Genomic DNA, 16,062 nt, shown 5'->3' with positions numbered 1-16,062 from the left:
TGAACGCCTACTTTAAATGACAATCCTGTAACGGAAATTATCCAGGAAAACATCAGCTCATTCAAAAAACCGGAAGAGCCGCTTCAATCGGCCAGCATGGCGCGGACAGCCTCGCTCTCGTCAGGCTGTGATTGCCGCTGGCTTTCGACAGGCAGCAACGCCGCATCCCGCCTCGATATTTCCACTTCCAGGGTCCACCCATCCTCGCCTGGCTCATCCCGCAAAACCCGGGCCACGGTGTAAAGGCGCGCCCGCAACGCTCCCTGGTCGGCCCTCAATCTGAGTTCCATCCGCAGCGGCGCGCCGGAAAAGCGTTCGGCCAACGCCTGGTCCAGCAGTTCCAGGCCCAGCCCTTCACGGGCGGACAGCCAGATGCGGTCGACTGCGCCCGATTCGTCCCGCTCGAAGCGCGGCTCGGGCTCCTCCTTGAGGTCGATCTTGTTGAACAGCTTGATCTGCGGAACATCGGAAGCGCCGATCTGGTCCAGCACCTCATCGACCTCGGCGATGGTGTCCTCCATGCGCTCGTCGTTGACGTCAATGACATGCAGCAGCAGGTCCGCATCGCTGGCTTCGCTCAGGGTGGAGCGGAAGGCCGCGACCAATTCATGGGGCAGATGCCGGATGAAGCCCACGGTATCCGCCAGGATGATCACCTGCCGGTTGTCCAATTGGTGCCGGCGCAAGGTCGGATCCAGGGTCGCGAACAACTGGTCGGCCGCATAGACCTCGGCGCGGGTCAGGCAGTTGAACAGGGTCGACTTGCCGGCATTGGTATAGCCGACCAGGGCGATCACAGGTACTTCCGCCCGGCGTCTGGCATTGCGCCCCTGATTGCGCTGCTGCGCCACTTTCTCCAGCCGCTTCTGGATGACCTTGATCCGGTGGCCAAGCAGGCGCTTGTCCGTCTCCAGCTGGGTCTCGCCGGGACCACGCAGTCCGATGCCGCCCTTCTGCCGCTCCAGGTGGGTCCAGCCTCTAACTAATCGGGTGGAGAGATGACGCAACTGCGCCAGTTCCACCTGCAGTTTGCCCTCGAAGGACTGCGCCCGCTGGGCGAAGATGTCCAAAATCAAGCCGGTGCGGTCCACGACCCGGACATTGAGCGCCTTCTCCAGATTGCGCTCCTGGCTCGGGGAGAGCATATGGTTGAACAGAACCAGTTCAGCACCCGTTGCGGCCACGGTCAGAGCCAATTCCTCCAACTTGCCGCTGCCTATGAAGTAGCGTGCGTCGGGGATCTGCCGCTTGCCAGTCACTACGCCGACTGTTTCCGCTCCGGCGGATCGGGCCAGTTCCTTGAGTTCCAGCAAGTCTTCCCCATCGCCCCGGGTTTCCAGGTGAACCAGGACGGCGCGTTCGCCGGTTTGCGGCCTGTCAAACAAGGGGGTGGCGCCCCTTGGCGCGACGGCTCCTCAGCGTGCTACTGCATGCTAACGCGCCAAGCGGGACAAACACTTTGCGGATCGGCTCGAAGCTGGTCATGGCACGGGCGGGGACTGCCGCGTAAGCGGACCTGCCATTCCCGCGCGATGACCCGAACGGCGGATGGATGCGGGTTGGACGGATGGGGCTATTCCTCGCCCTCGGCGCCTTCAGACATGTGAGGTACCCTCACCTGCCGCGCGGGGACGATGGTGGAGATGGCATGCTTATAAACCATCTGGCTGACGGTGTTCTTCAGCATGATCACGTACTGGTCGAAAGAATCGATCTTTCCCTGCAGCTTGATGCCATTCACGAGATAAATGGAAACCGGCACGTGTTCTTTTCTTAACGCATTCAAAAATGGATCTTGCAAGTTTTGCCCTTTTGACATCCTCTTTCTCCTTATTCTTATTGCGCCGGCTCCCATGGCCAGCGAATCCAAATCAAATTAGAACAGATAATACCGCAATCCGCCACTTGCTCTCGGGCCGGACTCAGGCTCTGAATAAAAAACAGTTTTTCGCGATAGAGGCCTTACAGGGCGCGTATTCAATCCACTCCTTGGGTTCCTTTTTCGATGAATTCTATCTTGTATCCGTCCGGATCCTCCACAAAGGCAATCACCGTCCTGCCATGCTTCATGGGACCGGCTTCACGCACCACCTTTCCCCCGAGTTGCCTCACCTTTTCGCAGGCCGCCTGCGCATTCTCGACCTCGACGGCGATATGGCCAAAACCACTACCCAGGTCGTAATGGTCCGTGTCCCAATTATGGGTCAATTCCAACACCGTGCCTTCCCTTTCGCCCTGATACCCCACAAAAGCCAAGGTAAAGGAACCCTCCGGATAATCCTCACGACGCAAAAGGCGCATACCGAGCACATCGGTATAAAACGCAATGGAACGATCCAGATTTCCCACGCGTAGCATTGTATGCAAAATTCTCATTTATCGAACCATCCCGCCGGCGTTAATCCGCGCTTCCTTCAAGTGCGAAAGGATATCTTGAGTCTTCCGGGCCGTCACGCTGCCAGGGACTCGGCCACCACGCCGGCGATACGCTGGGCCAGGTTTTCCACCTGCGACGCGTCACGTCCCTCCACCATGACCCGGATCAGGGGTTCGGTGCCGGAAGGCCGCAGCAGCACCCGTCCCGATTGCCCCAGTTCCCGCTCCACCTCCTCCTTGACCTGCTGCACCGCCGGTATGCTTTCCAGCTTGACGCGCTCCTTGATCTTCACATTGATGAGGGTCTGTGGATATTTCTCCATACCCTGCTTCAATTCGTGCAACGTCTGCCCGGTTCGCCACATCTCGGCGAGCACCTGAAGGGCCGAGACGATGCCGTCACCGGTGCTGGTGCGATCGCGGCAGATGATATGGCCAGAACCCTCGCCTCCCAGAAGACTGTCGTTCTGCAGCATTAGTTCCATCACATAGCGGTCGCCCACCGCGGCGCGTAGAAAACCGACGCCCAGGCGCTGCAATGCATGCTCCATGCCCAGGTTGGTCATCAGCGTTCCGACCACGGGGCCGCGCAGACCGGACGTCTCCAGGCGTGAGCGGGCGATGATGTACAGCAGTTCATCGCCGTCCACGATCTCGCCGCGATGATCGACCATGATGAGCCGGTCACCATCGCCATCCAGGGCGATACCGTAATCCGCCTTCATGTCCAGAACCGCCTGCACCAGACGCGCGGGCTTGGTGGCCCCCACACCGTCATTGATGTTCAGGCCGTCGGGATGGGTGCCGATACGGGTGACGCTGGCGCCGATCTCCTCGAACACCGGCGGCGCCACGTGGTACGTGGAACCGTGCGCGCAATCCACGATGATGCGCGTGCCGCTGAAATCCATGCGCGAGGGAATTGTACCCTTGCAAAACTCAATGTACCGCCCGGCAGCGTCACCAATACGCGAAGCCTTGCCGATGTGGGCGGAATCCACCGTCGTCATGGGCATGTCCAATTGCGCTTCGATGCGGGCTTCGATGTCATCCGGCAGCTTCATGCCGTCGGAGCCGAAAAACTTCACGCCGTTATCGTAATGGGGATTGTGGGAAGCGCTGATCACGATCCCGGCCTGGGCCCGGAACGTCCGCGTGAGATAGGCCACGGCCGGGGTCGGCATGGGACCCAGCAACTGGCAGTTGACACCGGCGGCGGCCAGTCCGGCCTCCAGTGCCGCCTCGAACATGTAGCCGGAAATCCGGGTATCTTTTCCGATCAGCACGTTCGGTTCCGGATCGCCTTTAGCGAACACGCAGCCTGCGGCCCAACCCAGCTTCAGCATGAAATCGGGCGTGATGGGGTATTCGCCCACTGTTCCCCGGATTCCGTCGGTACCAAAATAGCTTTTCGTCACGCCCTGTCTCCTAAATATGACGGCCGCTCGCCGCCGGCTTTCCAGGCCCCGTATTTTAGCCCATACGGCCGGTCTGAACCGTCGGCCTTGGCGCCGCCAGCGATGCCCTCCAAAAAAACAAGCCCCCCGCGCCCTCATGGGACGCGGGGGGCTGTCCGTCACCGACCCTTAGTGCTGGGTGGCGGGCTTGCCGATGCCGGCCGTATCCACGGAATTATCCTTTGCGCTGGAGCCGCTCGGCCCATTGCTGCTCGGCGGCGGGGTGTCTTCCCAACTCTGCGGGGCACGCGGCACCTTGCCTTCCATGATGTCATCGATCTGGAAATGATCGATGGTTTCGTACTTCATCAGGGCTTCCGCCATGATGTGCATCTTCTCCATGTTTTCCTTGAGGATACGCTCCGAACGCTCGTAGTTGCGGTCGATCACCGAGCGGATTTCCTCATCGATCAAGTGAGCGGTCTCTTCGGACACCGATTTGTGCTTGGTCACGGAGCGGCCCAGGAACACCTCACCTTCCTCCTCGCTGTAGGCCAGAGGACCGAGGCGCTCGGACAGGCCCCAACGGGTCACCATGCTGCGCGCCAGGTTGGTGGCACGCTCGATGTCGTTGGATGCGCCAGTGGTGACGCGTTCCTTGCCAAAGATCAGTTCTTCCGCGATCCGGCCTCCGAACAGGCTGGAGATCTGACTCTCCAGTTTCTGCTTGCTCGCGCTGTACTGGTCGCGCTCCGGCAGGAACATGGTGATGCCCAGAGCCCGCCCACGCGGCATGATGCTGACCTTATAGACCGGATCGTGCTCCGGCACCAGTCGGCCGACGATGGCATGTCCCGCCTCGTGGTAGGCCGTGAGCTTCTTCTCTTCCTCGCTCATGACCATGGAGCGGCGCTCCGCGCCCATCAGGATCTTGTCCTTGGCCTTCTCGAAGTCTTCCATTTCCACGGTGCGCTTGTTCTTGCGCGCCGCGAACAGGGCCGCCTCGTTGACCAGATTGGCCAGGTCGGCACCGCTGAACCCGGGCGTACCGCGGGCCAGGTACTTGACTTCCACGTCGTCCGCCACCGGGACCCGCTTGACGTGTACCTTGAGGATCTGCTCGCGGCCACGCACGTCAGGCAGGCCCACCACCACCTGGCGGTCGAAGCGGCCTGGACGCAGGAGCGCCGGGTCGAGCACATCAGGGCGGTTGGTGGCGGCTATGACGATGATGCCTTCATTGCCTTCGAAGCCATCCATTTCCACCAGCAACTGATTCAGGGTCTGCTCGCGCTCGTCGTGACCGCCGCCGAGACCGGCGCCGCGGTGACGGCCCACGGCATCTATTTCATCGATGAAGATGATGCAGGGCGCGTGTTTCTTGGCCTGCTCGAACATGTCGCGCACACGGGAAGCGCCCACACCCACGAACATTTCCACGAAGTCCGAACCGGAAATGGTGAAGAAAGGCACTTTCGCTTCGCCGGCGATGGCGCGCGCCAGCAAGGTCTTGCCCGTTCCGGGCGGACCCACCATCAGGGCACCACGGGGAATCTTGCCGCCCAGCTTCTGGAATTTGCTGGGATCCTTGAGGAAGTCGACCATTTCGGACACGTCCTCCTTGGCTTCTTCCACGCCGGCAACGTCGGCGAAGGTGACCTTGACCTGGTCTTCCTCCAGCAAACGGGCCTTGCTCTTGCCGAAGGACATGGCCCCTCGACCGCCCCCACCGCCCTGCATCTGTCGCATGAAGAAAATCCACACGGCAATCAGCAGCAACATCGGGAACCAGGATATGAAGATCTGCATCAGCAGCGACTGCTGTTCAGGCGGCTGCGCCTTGATCTCCACGTGGTTCTTCAACAGATCATCGACCAGATGGGGATCGGCCGGACTGTAGGTGGTGAATTTCTCGCCGGTGCCCATCATGCCCTTGATCACCTGGCCGTCGATGGTCACCTGCTTGATCTGACCTTCATTCACCGCCGAGATGAACTGGGAATAGGACATGGACGAATCCATGGACTTGCGGGAGCCGAAATTGTTGAAAACGGACATCAGCACGACGGCGATGACCACCCACAAGATGATGTTCTTAAGCATATCGTTCACTACACGCTCCCTTTTCGGACAAACGTCCGATCAAACACATCAGGAATACTATCAGGATACGTTCCAGCCGTCACAGTCTTGTATACGCTTTTGCAGCGAGTTTATCCCGATCCGGAACCAGTTCGTGACGTTTATATGACTAAAGCCCTGGAGATTTGTTCCGGGAAAGCAAAATTAACTGCCGCGACGATTCTTGGCGACCAGGTAGACCTCGCGGCTGCGGTCCCGGGAGGCTTTGGGCTTGCGGGTCACCAGTTGCGCGAAATACCGGCGCGCCTCGCGCTGGTACTCGTCAAAACCGGCGCCCATGAAGAGTTTAACGACGAAGGTGCCGCCCGGCTTTAGGATTTTCGCAGCCATATCCAGCGCCAGCTCCGCCAGGTACATGGCGCGAGGCTGGTCCACCGCGCGGGTTCCGCTCATGTTCGGCGCCATATCAGACAGCACTAGGTCCACGGCGCGACCCGCCAGGACAGACAGCAATTCATCCAACACCGCTTGCTCCTGGAAATCCCCCTGAATGAAGGTCACCCCGGGCAACGGTTCCACTGTCAGCAGGTCCAGGGCTATAATCGCACCGCTTTTTCCGACGCGCTCGGCCGCGTACTGCGACCACCCCCCCGGTGCCGCGCCCAGGTCCACGATCGTCATGCCGGGTTTCAAAATGCGGTCACGCGTCTGAATTTCCTCCAGCTTGAACACGGCCCTTGAACGGTAGCCCCGCTCCTGCGCCAGCTTGACGTATTCATCGGAAAAATGTTCGGCCAGCCACCTGTGACTGCTGCTGCTACGCGCCATGCTTTCAGCCTACCCGCATCATTAGAGGAGACACCACTCTTGAAATCAGAACAGAAAAAACAACTGCGCGCCAGGGCGCACGCCCTGAAGCCGGTGGTCATTACCGGTCAGGCCGGACTGACCCCGGCCGTATTGAGCGAGATCAACCTGGCCCTGGAGCACCACGAGCTGATCAAGGTGCGCATCAACGCGGACGACCGCGAGATGAGGAAGGAAATGGCGCAGCAAATCTGCAGTGACCTGGGCGCCGACCTGGTGCAGTCCATCGGGCACATTGTCACCCTGTACCGCAAGCGGCCAGAGCAGAAGAGCTAGATATACTTGACCGAGCGGATTTCGTACTCCCGCACGCCGCCCGGCGCCTGCACCGTCGCCACGTCATCCTCGCGCTTGCCGATCAGGGCCCGCGCGATGGGCGATGTGATAGAAATGCGCCCTTCCTTGATGTCCGCCTCGTCCTCGCCCACGATCTGGTAGGTGACCACCTGCTCGTTGTCCAGATCCTCCAGTTCGACTGTCGCCCCGAACACCACTTTGCCATCGGTATTGAGCTGGGTCACATCGATGATCTGGCAGTTGGCCAGCTTCGATTCGATCTCCTTGATGCGGCCCTCGGCGAATCCCTGCTGCTCGCGGGCGGCGTGGTACTCGGCGTTCTCCTTGAGGTCGCCGTGAGCCCGCGCCTCGGCGATGGCCTGGATGATGCGCGGGCGCACCACGGACTTCAAATGGCTCAGTTCCTCGCGGAGTTTCTCCGCGCCCCGGACAGTAATTGGCACTTTATTCATGAATGTTCCATCTTGATCTTCATGGAGCCGCGACGCCCAGCACCTGCGGCGGAGTGAAGCGGCGAAAAACTACCAGTTTCGGTGCAGGTCCTGCAGGCGGTTGACTCCACCCGCGTCCAGTTCCCGCAAGGCGTGGCAGGTAGCCCGCGCGCCGGACAGGGTGGTGGTGTACGTCACCTGATGCTGCAGTGCCTGACGCCGTATCGTGAAGGAGTCGGCGATGGCCTTCTTGCCCTCAGTGGTGTTGATGATGAACTGGACTTCGCCGTTCTTGATCATGTCCACGATGTGGGGCCGCCCCTCGTTCACCTTGAACACCACGGCGCACTGGATGCCGGCATCGTTCAGCACCTTGGCGGTGCCACGGGTGGCCACCAGTTGGAAGCCGTATTCCGCAAGGTCCTTGGCGATCGGCACTATCTTGGGCTTGTCGGCGTCGCGGATGCTGATGAACACCACTCCCGCGTTGGCCAATTTCACGCTGGCGGCGCGCTGCGCCTTGGCGTAGGCCTCGCCGAACGAAGCACCCACGCCCATCACCTCGCCGGTTGACTTCATCTCAGGCCCCAGCAAGGGATCCACCCCCGGGAACTTGATGAAGGGGAACACCGCCTCCTTGACCGAATAGTACTCCGGAATGCGCTCCTCCCCAATGCCCTGAGACGCCAGGGTCTTGCCCACCATGCAGCGCGCCGCCACCTTGGCCAGGGGATATCCGGTGGCTTTGGAGACGAAAGGCACGGTGCGCGAAGCCCTGGGGTTGACCTCCAGGATGAAGATTGCCTCCCCCTGGATGGCGAACTGGGTGTTCATCAGACCCACCACACCCAAGGCCTCGGCCAGCAGCTTGACCTGCTCGCGGATGCGCGTCTGGATGGCATCGGACAGGTCGTAGGGCGGAATGGAGCAGGCCGAGTCGCCGGAATGCACGCCCGCCTGCTCAATGTGCTGCATCAGCCCGCCGATGAGGACCTGCTCACCGTCGCATAACGCGTCCACATCCATCTCGATGGCATCGTCGAGGAAGCGGTCCAGCAGGACCGGCGACTCGTTGGAGACGCTCACCGCCTCGCGCATGTAGCGCATCAGGTCGTCGTCGTTGAACACGATCTCCATGGCGCGCCCGCCCAGCACGTAGGAAGGCCTTACCACCAGCGGATAGCCGATCTGATGGGCGGCGATCACCGCCTCTTCCAGGGAGCGCGCCGTGCGGTTGGGCGGCTGTTTGAGGTTCAGGCGGTCCACCAGTTTCTGGAAGCGCTCGCGATCCTCCGCCAGGTCGATCGAATCGGGCGACGTGCCGATGATCGGCGCCCCGGCCGCCTCCAGGGCGCGGGCCAGCTTGAGCGGGGTCTGCCCGCCGTACTGGACGATGATGCCGGTCGGCTTCTCCAGATGAACGATCTCCAGCACGTCCTCCAGGGTGAGCGGCTCGAAGTAGAGACGGTCGGAGGTATCGAAGTCGGTGGACACCGTCTCCGGATTGCAGTTGATCATGATGGTTTCGTAACCATCCTCGCGCAGGGCCATGGCCGCGTGCACGCAGCAATAGTCGAACTCGATGCCCTGGCCGATGCGGTTGGGACCGCCGCCCAGCACAATGATCTTCTCCCGCTCCGAGGGCGCCGCTTCGCATTCCTCCTCGTAGGTGGAATACAGATAAGCGGTGGCGGAGGCGAATTCGGCGGCGCAGGAATCGATGCGCTTGAACACCGGCCGGATGCCGTATTTGTGGCGGGTGGCGCGCACCTCCGCCTCGCCGCTGTCCAGCAGGCGCGCCAGACGCGAGTCGGAAAAGCCCTTGCGCTTGAGGCTGTAGAGTTCGCTTTCCGACAAGGTCGCCAGGGTACGCCTGGCCAGGCCCTGTTCCTCCACGATCAGGTCCTCGATCTGCGCCAGGAACCAGGGATCGATGGCGGTGGTTTCGAACACCTCGTCCAGGCTCCAGCCGGCGCGGAAGGCATCCGCCACGTAATAGATACGTTCGGGGCCGGGATGGCGCAGTTCACGCCGCAGAATCTCCATCGCGTCCTCGGACTGAATGTCGATCTTGGGGCTCAAGCCGTCGACGCCGGTTTCGAGACTGCGCAGCGCCTTCTGCAACGACTCCTGGAAGGTACGGCCAATGGCCATCGCCTCCCCCACGGATTTCATCTGGGTGGTGAGCCGGTCGTCCGCCTGGGGAAACTTCTCGAAGGCGAAGCGCGGCACCTTGGTCACGACGTAGTCGATGCTGGGCTCGAAGGAGGCGGGCGTCGCGCCGCCGGTGATCTCGTTGCGCAACTCGTCCAGGGTGTAGCCCACCGCCAGCTTGGCGGCCACCTTGGCGATGGGGAAACCCGTGGCCTTGGAGGCCAGCGCCGAGGAGCGGCTGACCCGGGGGTTCATCTCGATGACGATCAAACGCCCATCCGCGGGATTCACGGCGAACTGCACGTTGGAGCCACCGGTGTCGACGCCTATCTCGCGCAGCACCGCGATGGAGGCGTCGCGCAGGATCTGGTATTCCTTGTCGGTGAGGGTCTGCGCCGGGGCCACGGTGATGGAATCGCCGGTGTGCACCCCCATGGGGTCGAAGTTCTCGATGGAGCAGATGATGATGCAGTTATCGCGACGGTCGCGCACCACCTCCATCTCGTATTCCTTCCAGCCCAGCACCGACTCCTCGATGAGCAGCTCATGGGTGGGCGAAAGCTCCAGGCCACGCTCGCAGATCTCCACGAACTCCTCGCGGTTGTAGGCAATGCCGCCGCCGCTACCGCCGAGGGTAAAGGAAGGCCGGATGATCGCCGGATAGCCGATGCTCTCCTGGACCTTGAGCGCCTCTTCCACCGTGTGGGCGATGCCGGAGCGCGCCGAACCCAGGCCGATCTTGGTCATGGCCTGCTTGAACTTCTCCCGGTCCTCGGCCTTGTCGATGGCTTCCTTGCTGGCGCCGATCATTTCCACGCCGAACTTGGCAAGCACCCCTTCGCGGTCCAGGTCCAGGGCGCAGTTGAGGGCAGTCTGCCCGCCCATGGTAGGCAACAGGGCATCGGGCCGCTCCTTCTCGATGATGCGCGCCACCGTCTGCCAGTCGATGGGCTCGATATAGGTGGCGTCGGCCATCTCCGGGTCGGTCATGATGGTGGCCGGGTTGGAGTTCACCAGAATGACGCGATAGCCCTCCTGCTTGAGCGCCTTGCAGGCCTGCGCCCCGGAGTAGTCGAACTCGCAGGCCTGGCCGATGATGATGGGGCCGGCGCCCAGCAGCAATATGGACTGTATGTCGGTTCTTTTCGGCATAGGAGACGGTAGGAAATTAGTGGCCGGAGCGCATGGAGGCGATGAAACGGTCGAACAGCGGCGCCAGGTCGTGGGGTCCCGGGCTGGCCTCGGGATGCCCCTGGAAGCTGAAGGCCGGACAATCGGTGCGCTCGACGCCCTGCAAGCTGCCGTCGAACAGGGAACGATGGGTTGGCTTCAGATGGGCCGGAAGGCTGGCCTCATCAACCGCGAATCCGTGGTTCTGGCTGGTGATCATCACCTGGCCGGTGGCCAGTTCCTGCACGGGATGATTGGCACCGTGGTGGCCGAACTTCATCTTCACCGTCCTGGCGCCGCTGGCCAGGCCCAGCAATTGATGGCCCAAACAGATGCCGAACACCGGGACGCGCTGCTCCAGAATCTCGCGGATGGCGGCGATGGCGTAGTCGCAAGGTTCCGGATCGCCGGGGCCGTTGGACAGGAATACGCCGTCCGGCTTCATGGCCAGCACCTCGCGGGCCGGGGTTTGCGCCGGCACCACTGTCAACCGGCAACCGCGCTGGGCTAGCATCCGCAGTATGTTGCGCTTGATGCCGAAGTCGTAGGCCACCACGCGGTAACGGGGTGATTCGGCCTGGCCGTAGCCTGAGTCCAGCACCCATTCCGTCTCGGTCCACTCATAGGCTTCGCTGACGCAGACTTCCTTGGCCAGGTCCATGCCCTGCAAGCCGGGAAAGCCCTGGGCCTGTCGCACCGCCTCGGCTTCATCCAGGCTCGCGCCAGCCATCAGGCAGCCGCGCTGTGCGCCCTTGTCGCGCAGGATGCGGGTGAGCTTGCGGGTGTCGATGCCGGCAATGCCGACCACGCCCCGTTCCCTGAGATAGTCGCCCAGGCTCTGCTGCGAGCGCCAGTTGCTGACCCGCGCCGGCACATCGCGCACCACCAGCCCTGAGGCGAAAATGCCGGAAGACTCCACGTCCTCCGCATTGACGCCCACGTTCCCGATGTGGGGATAGGTCAGCGTCACGATCTGGCGGGCATAGGAGGGATCGGTCACGATCTCCTGGTAGCCGGTCAGGGAGGTGTTGAACACCACCTCACCCACCGAGCAACCATCAGCGCCAATGGAAACACCGCGGAATACGGTACCGTCCTCCAGCGCGAGCAGTGCGGGCGTCTTCAAGTTTTCCTCACCTCAAACATGCAAAACGGGACGAACCCTTGGGCCCTTCCCGTCGTGATCAATCTCGATTATCTGAGGGAATTCTAAGGGAAAAGCCCCCTCTCTGTCTATGCGGCGCCCGTACCGTAGAGGATGGAAGACCACGCCCGCGATCGTTGCCTTTGGAAAATCGCGGTCAAGCCTTCAGTCCGAGCACATCCTGCATGTCGAACAGTCCCTTCTCCTTGGCCATGATCCACTGCGCCGCGCGCACCGCGCCCCGGGCGAAGGTCATGCGGCTGGACGCCTTGTGGGTGATTTCGATGCGCTCGCCCTCGTCGACGAACATCACCGTGTGCTCGCCCACGATGTCGCCGGCGCGGATGGTGGAGAAGCCGATGGTCTTGCGGTCACGCTCGCCGGTGATGCCCTCGCGCCCGTAGACCGCGCAGTCGGCCAGATCCCGGCCCAGGGCCTTGGCCACCACCTCGCCCATGCGCAAGGCGGTGCCGGAAGGCGCATCCACCTTGTGGCGGTGATGGGCTTCGACAATCTCGATATCGGTGTAGTCACCCATGACCTTGGCCGCCATTTCCAACAGCTTGAGGGATAGATTGACCCCCACGCTCATATTGGGCGCCAGCACCATGGCCAAGCCTTGCGCGGCCTGTTCGATGGTCTGGCGCTGCTCCGGCGTGAAGCCGGTGGTGCCGATCACCAGACGGACGCCATGCTGCGCGCACAGGCGCACATGCTCCAAGGTGGATTCCGGGCGGGTGAAGTCGATGAGGACATCCAACTGCGCGATGACGGCCGCCAGATCGTCCACCACCGGAATATCCAGGCGCATCAGGCCAGCGATTTCTCCCGCGTCACGGCCCACGGCAGGGCTGTCCTTGCGCTCGATGGCCGCCCCGAGCAACGTGCCAGGCGTGTTGAAGACGGCCCGCAGCAGGGTCTGCCCCATGCGTCCTGCGGCGCCGACGATGCCGATACGGATCAGGTTCTGATTTGTCATGCCATGCGCCTCACAGACCCAACTTGTCGAAGAATTGCTTCACGCCGTCCAGCCAGCCATGGGCCTGCGGACTATGGGTGCTGCCGCCGCCGCTGAGGGATTCGTCCAGCTTGCGGATGATCTCTTCCTGTTCCTTGGTCAGGTGCACCGGCGTTTCCACCCGCACCCGGCACAGCAGATCGCCGATCTCGCCGCCACGCACCGGCTTGACACCCTTGCCGCGCAGGCGGAACAGCTTGCCGGTCTGGGTTTCCGAGGGGATTTTCAGCATCACCTTGCCATCCAAGGTAGGCACAGCGAGTTCCCCGCCCAGGCAGGCGGTGGGGAAGCTGATGGGCACCTCGCAGTAGAGGTTGGCGCCGTCGCGGGTAAATATGGGATGCTCCTTGACGTTGATCTGCACATACAGATCGCCGGCCGGCCCGCCCGCCTCCCCGGCCTCGCCTTCGCCCGCCAGGCGGATGCGGTCGCCCACGTCGACGCCAGGCGGTATCTTGACCGACAGGGTCTTGGTCTCTTGTACGCGACCCTGGCCGCCACAGGCGCGGCACGGGTCCTTGATCTGCTGTCCGCTGCCGCGGCAGGCGGGACAGGTCTGCTGCACGGCGAAGAAGCCCTGCTGCATGCGGATGGCCCCCTGTCCATGACAGGTGGTGCAGGTGACCGGCCCCGAACCCTTCTTGGCGCCGGAGCCGCTGCATTCGCCGCAAGTCACGTAGGTGGGTACCCGGATCTTCACCTCGGTGCCGGAAACCGCTTCCTCAAGGCTCAGGTCCAGGTTGTAGCGCAAATCGCCGCCGCGCTGGGCTCGGCCCTGGCGACGGCCACCGCCGCCCCCGAAGATGTCGCCGAATACGTCGCTGAAGATGTCGCTGAAACTCTCACCGCCGAAGCCGCCGAAGCCTCCGCCGCCACCCATGCTGGGATCGACGCCGGCATGCCCGAACTGATCGTAGGCGGAGCGCTTTTTGCCATCCGACAGGATCTCATAGGCCTCCTTTATCTTCTTGAACTTCTCCTCGGCCTCGGGATTGTCCTTGTTGCGGTCCGGATGATACTTCATCGCGAGCCGGCGAAAGCTCTTCTTGATGTCGCTGTCGCTCGCGTTGCGCGGCACACCGAGCAGTTCGTAATAATCTTCTTTGGCCATAATGCAATGAGCCGCAGGCTCGACACCTGCGGCTATTCAAGGGTTGATAGGCGGCGGTCCTTAAGGGTTGCCGGCAACTTAGCTCTTGTTTTCCTTGACTTCCTCGAACTCTGCATCGACAACGTCGTCGGTCTTGGTGCCTTCCTCGGAGCCGCCGCCAGCCCCGCCCTCCGGCGGCTCGCCGCCGCCAGGACCGCCCTGGGCATAGAGGCGCTCGGCCAGCTTGCCGGAGACCTCGGTCAGCGCCTGGGTCTTGCTCTCGATCGCGTCCTTGCTGTCACCATCCATCGCCGCCTTGAGCTCCTTGATGGCTTCCTCGATCTTGGTCTTCTCGTCAGCCTGGACCTTGTCACCCAGTTCATGCACGGTCTTGTTGGCGGCGTGAATCACCGCGTCGGCGTGATTGCGCGCGTTCACCAGTTCGTGCATCCGGCGGTCTTCCTCCGCGTGCATCTCGGCTTCCTTGATCATCTGCTTGACTTCCTCGTCGGAAAGTCCGCTGGAGGCCTTGATGACGATCTTGTTCTCCTTGCCGGTGGCCTTGTCCTTCGCGCCCACATGCAGGATGCCGTTGGCGTCGATGTCGAAGGTGACCTCGATCTGCGGCACGCCGCGCGGCGCCATGGGGATGTCCGACAGGTCGAAGCGGCCCAGGGACTTGTTGTCGCGCGCCATTTCGCGCTCGCCCTGGAGCACGTGCACGGTCACCGCGGACTGGTTATCCTCGGCAGTGGAAAACACCTGGCTGGTCTTCGTGGGAATCGTGGTGTTCTTCTCGATCAACTTGGTCATGACGCCACCCAGGGTCTCGATGCCCAGTGACAGCGGGGTCACGTCCAGCAGCAGCACGTCTTTCACCTGACCGCCCAGCACGCCCGCCTGGATGGCGGCACCCAGGGCCACGGCCTCGTCCGGGTTGACGTCCTTGCGCGGCTCCTTGCCGAAGATATCCTTCACGAAATCCTGCACCTTGGGCATGCGGGTCTGGCCACCCACCAGGATCACCTCGTCGATCTCGGAAGGCTTGAGGCCGGCATCCTTCAGGGCGGTCAGGCAGGGGCCCTTGGTGCGCTCGATCAGGTCTTCCACCAGGGCTTCCAGCTTGGCGCGGGTCAACTTCATGTTCAGGTGCTTGGGACCCGAGGCATCCGCCGTGATGTACGGCAGATTGATCTCGGTCTGCTGGCTGGAGGACAACTCGATCTTGGCCTTTTCCGCGCTCTCTTTCAGACGCTGCAAGGCCAGGGAATCGTTGTGCAGATCGATGCCCTGCTCCTTCTTGAACTCGTCCGCCAGGTAATCGATGATGCGGAGGTCGAAGTCCTCGCCGCCCAGGAAGGTGTCGCCGTTGGTGGAAAGCACCTCGAACTGGTGCTCGCCGTCCACTTCCGCGATCTCGATGATGGAGATGTCGAAGGTGCCGCCGCCCAGGTCATAGACCGCGATCTTCTGGTCGCCGCGCTGCTTGTCCATGCCGTAGGCCAGGGCCGAGGCGGTGGGCTCGTTGATGATGCGCTTGACCTCGAGGCCTGCGATGCGGCCGGCGTCCTTGGTGGCCTGGCGCTGGGAGTCGTTGAAATAAGCCGGCACGGTGATGACGGCTTCCTTCACTTCCTCACCCAGATAGGCTTCGGCGTCCTTCTTCAACTTCATCAAGACTCGCGCGGAAATCTCCGGCGGCGCCATCTTCTTGCCATTGATGTCCACCCAGGCGTCGCCATTGTCCGCCTCGGCGATCTTGTAGGGCACCATCTTGATGTCCTTCTGCACCACGTCATCCTTGAAGCGGCGGCCGATCAGGCGCTTGATGGCGAACAGGGTGTTCTTGGGATTGGTCACCGCCTGGCGCTTCGCGGACTGGCCGACCAGCACCTCGCCTTCGCTGGAGTAGGCGATGATGGAAGGCGTCGTGCGGGCGCCTTCGCTGTTCTCGATCACGCGTGCCTTGCCGCCTTCCAGCACCGCCACGCAGGAATTGGTGGTGCCCAGGTCGATTCCGATGATTTTGGCCATTT

General features: G+C 62.2%; 13 protein-coding genes. 1 reads left to right on the top strand and 12 read right to left on the bottom strand.

Features of this window, described 5'->3' with window-relative positions; translation table 11 throughout:
* Nucleotides 1-83: 83 nt before the first annotated feature.
* The 6 genes from hflX to rlmE all read right to left on the bottom strand — a co-directional run bounded on the left by hflX (nt 84) and on the right by rlmE (nt 6,683).
* Nucleotides 84-1,385 carry a ribosome rescue GTPase HflX gene (gene hflX / locus EK23_RS13310; protein ID WP_045225861.1) on the bottom strand — a complete coding sequence of 434 codons (1,302 nt, stop codon included), beginning with the start codon at nt 1,383-1,385 and terminating at the stop codon, nt 84-86.
* 188 nt (nt 1,386-1,573) lie between these two features.
* Entirely contained in the window at nt 1,574-1,819 is a 246-nt protein-coding gene (hfq, locus tag EK23_RS13305) for an RNA chaperone Hfq (RefSeq protein ID WP_045225860.1), read from the bottom strand.
* A 158-nt stretch (nt 1,820-1,977) separates the two neighbouring features.
* A complete protein-coding gene (gene gloA / locus EK23_RS13300; protein ID WP_045225859.1) occupies nt 1,978-2,376 on the bottom strand; it encodes a lactoylglutathione lyase in 399 nt (132 codons plus the stop codon).
* 74 nt (nt 2,377-2,450) lie between these two features.
* Nucleotides 2,451-3,794 (bottom strand): phosphoglucosamine mutase, encoded by a 1,344-nt coding sequence (gene glmM / locus EK23_RS13295; RefSeq protein ID WP_045225858.1) that lies wholly within the window; start codon nt 3,792-3,794, stop codon nt 2,451-2,453.
* A 168-nt stretch (nt 3,795-3,962) separates the two neighbouring features.
* On the bottom strand, nt 3,963-5,876 hold the full coding sequence (gene ftsH / locus EK23_RS13290; RefSeq protein ID WP_200892159.1) for an ATP-dependent zinc metalloprotease FtsH: 1,914 nt from the start codon (nt 5,874-5,876) through the stop codon (nt 3,963-3,965).
* A 183-nt stretch (nt 5,877-6,059) separates the two neighbouring features.
* Entirely contained in the window at nt 6,060-6,683 is a 624-nt protein-coding gene (gene rlmE, locus EK23_RS13285) for a 23S rRNA (uridine(2552)-2'-O)-methyltransferase RlmE (protein ID WP_045225856.1), read from the bottom strand.
* Between the two features lie 39 nt (nt 6,684-6,722).
* On the opposite strand from rlmE, the gene yhbY reads away from it, so the two are divergent.
* Entirely contained in the window at nt 6,723-6,998 is a 276-nt protein-coding gene (gene yhbY / locus EK23_RS13280; protein ID WP_045225855.1) for a ribosome assembly RNA-binding protein YhbY, read from the top strand.
* On the opposite strand, the gene greA is transcribed toward yhbY, so the two are convergent.
* The 6 genes from greA to dnaK form a co-directional block, all read right to left on the bottom strand.
* Nucleotides 6,995-7,471, bottom strand: a complete 477-nt coding sequence (gene greA, locus EK23_RS13275; protein ID WP_045225854.1) for a transcription elongation factor GreA — start codon at nt 7,469-7,471, stop codon at nt 6,995-6,997. The two genes, yhbY and greA, sit on opposite strands and share 4 nt — an antisense overlap.
* A gap of 69 nt (nt 7,472-7,540) precedes the next feature.
* Complete coding sequence (carB, locus tag EK23_RS13270) at nt 7,541-10,756, bottom strand: carbamoyl-phosphate synthase large subunit (protein WP_045225853.1); 3,216 nt, start codon at nt 10,754-10,756, stop codon at nt 7,541-7,543.
* A 16-nt stretch (nt 10,757-10,772) separates the two neighbouring features.
* The gene (gene carA / locus EK23_RS13265; protein ID WP_045225852.1) at nt 10,773-11,900 is read right to left on the bottom strand and encodes a glutamine-hydrolyzing carbamoyl-phosphate synthase small subunit; all 1,128 of its coding nucleotides are present in this window, start codon (nt 11,898-11,900) and stop codon (nt 10,773-10,775) included.
* A 175-nt stretch (nt 11,901-12,075) separates the two neighbouring features.
* Nucleotides 12,076-12,897: a 4-hydroxy-tetrahydrodipicolinate reductase gene (dapB, locus tag EK23_RS13260; RefSeq protein WP_045225851.1), complete on the bottom strand. Its 822-nt coding sequence runs from the start codon at nt 12,895-12,897 to the stop codon at nt 12,076-12,078.
* A gap of 10 nt (nt 12,898-12,907) precedes the next feature.
* On the bottom strand, nt 12,908-14,047 hold the full coding sequence (gene dnaJ, locus EK23_RS13255; RefSeq protein WP_045225850.1) for a molecular chaperone DnaJ: 1,140 nt from the start codon (nt 14,045-14,047) through the stop codon (nt 12,908-12,910).
* A 78-nt stretch (nt 14,048-14,125) separates the two neighbouring features.
* A complete protein-coding gene (gene dnaK / locus EK23_RS13250; protein ID WP_045225849.1) occupies nt 14,126-16,060 on the bottom strand; it encodes a molecular chaperone DnaK in 1,935 nt (644 codons plus the stop codon).
* Between the last annotated feature and the right edge of the window lie 2 nt (nt 16,061-16,062).

It is taken from the genome of Methyloterricola oryzae, from assembly GCF_000934725.1.
Lineage (GTDB): Bacteria > Pseudomonadota > Gammaproteobacteria > Methylococcales > Methylococcaceae > Methyloterricola > Methyloterricola oryzae.
Note: the sequence above shows the minus strand (reverse complement) of the source record. Positions and strands in the feature narration are given on the sequence as shown.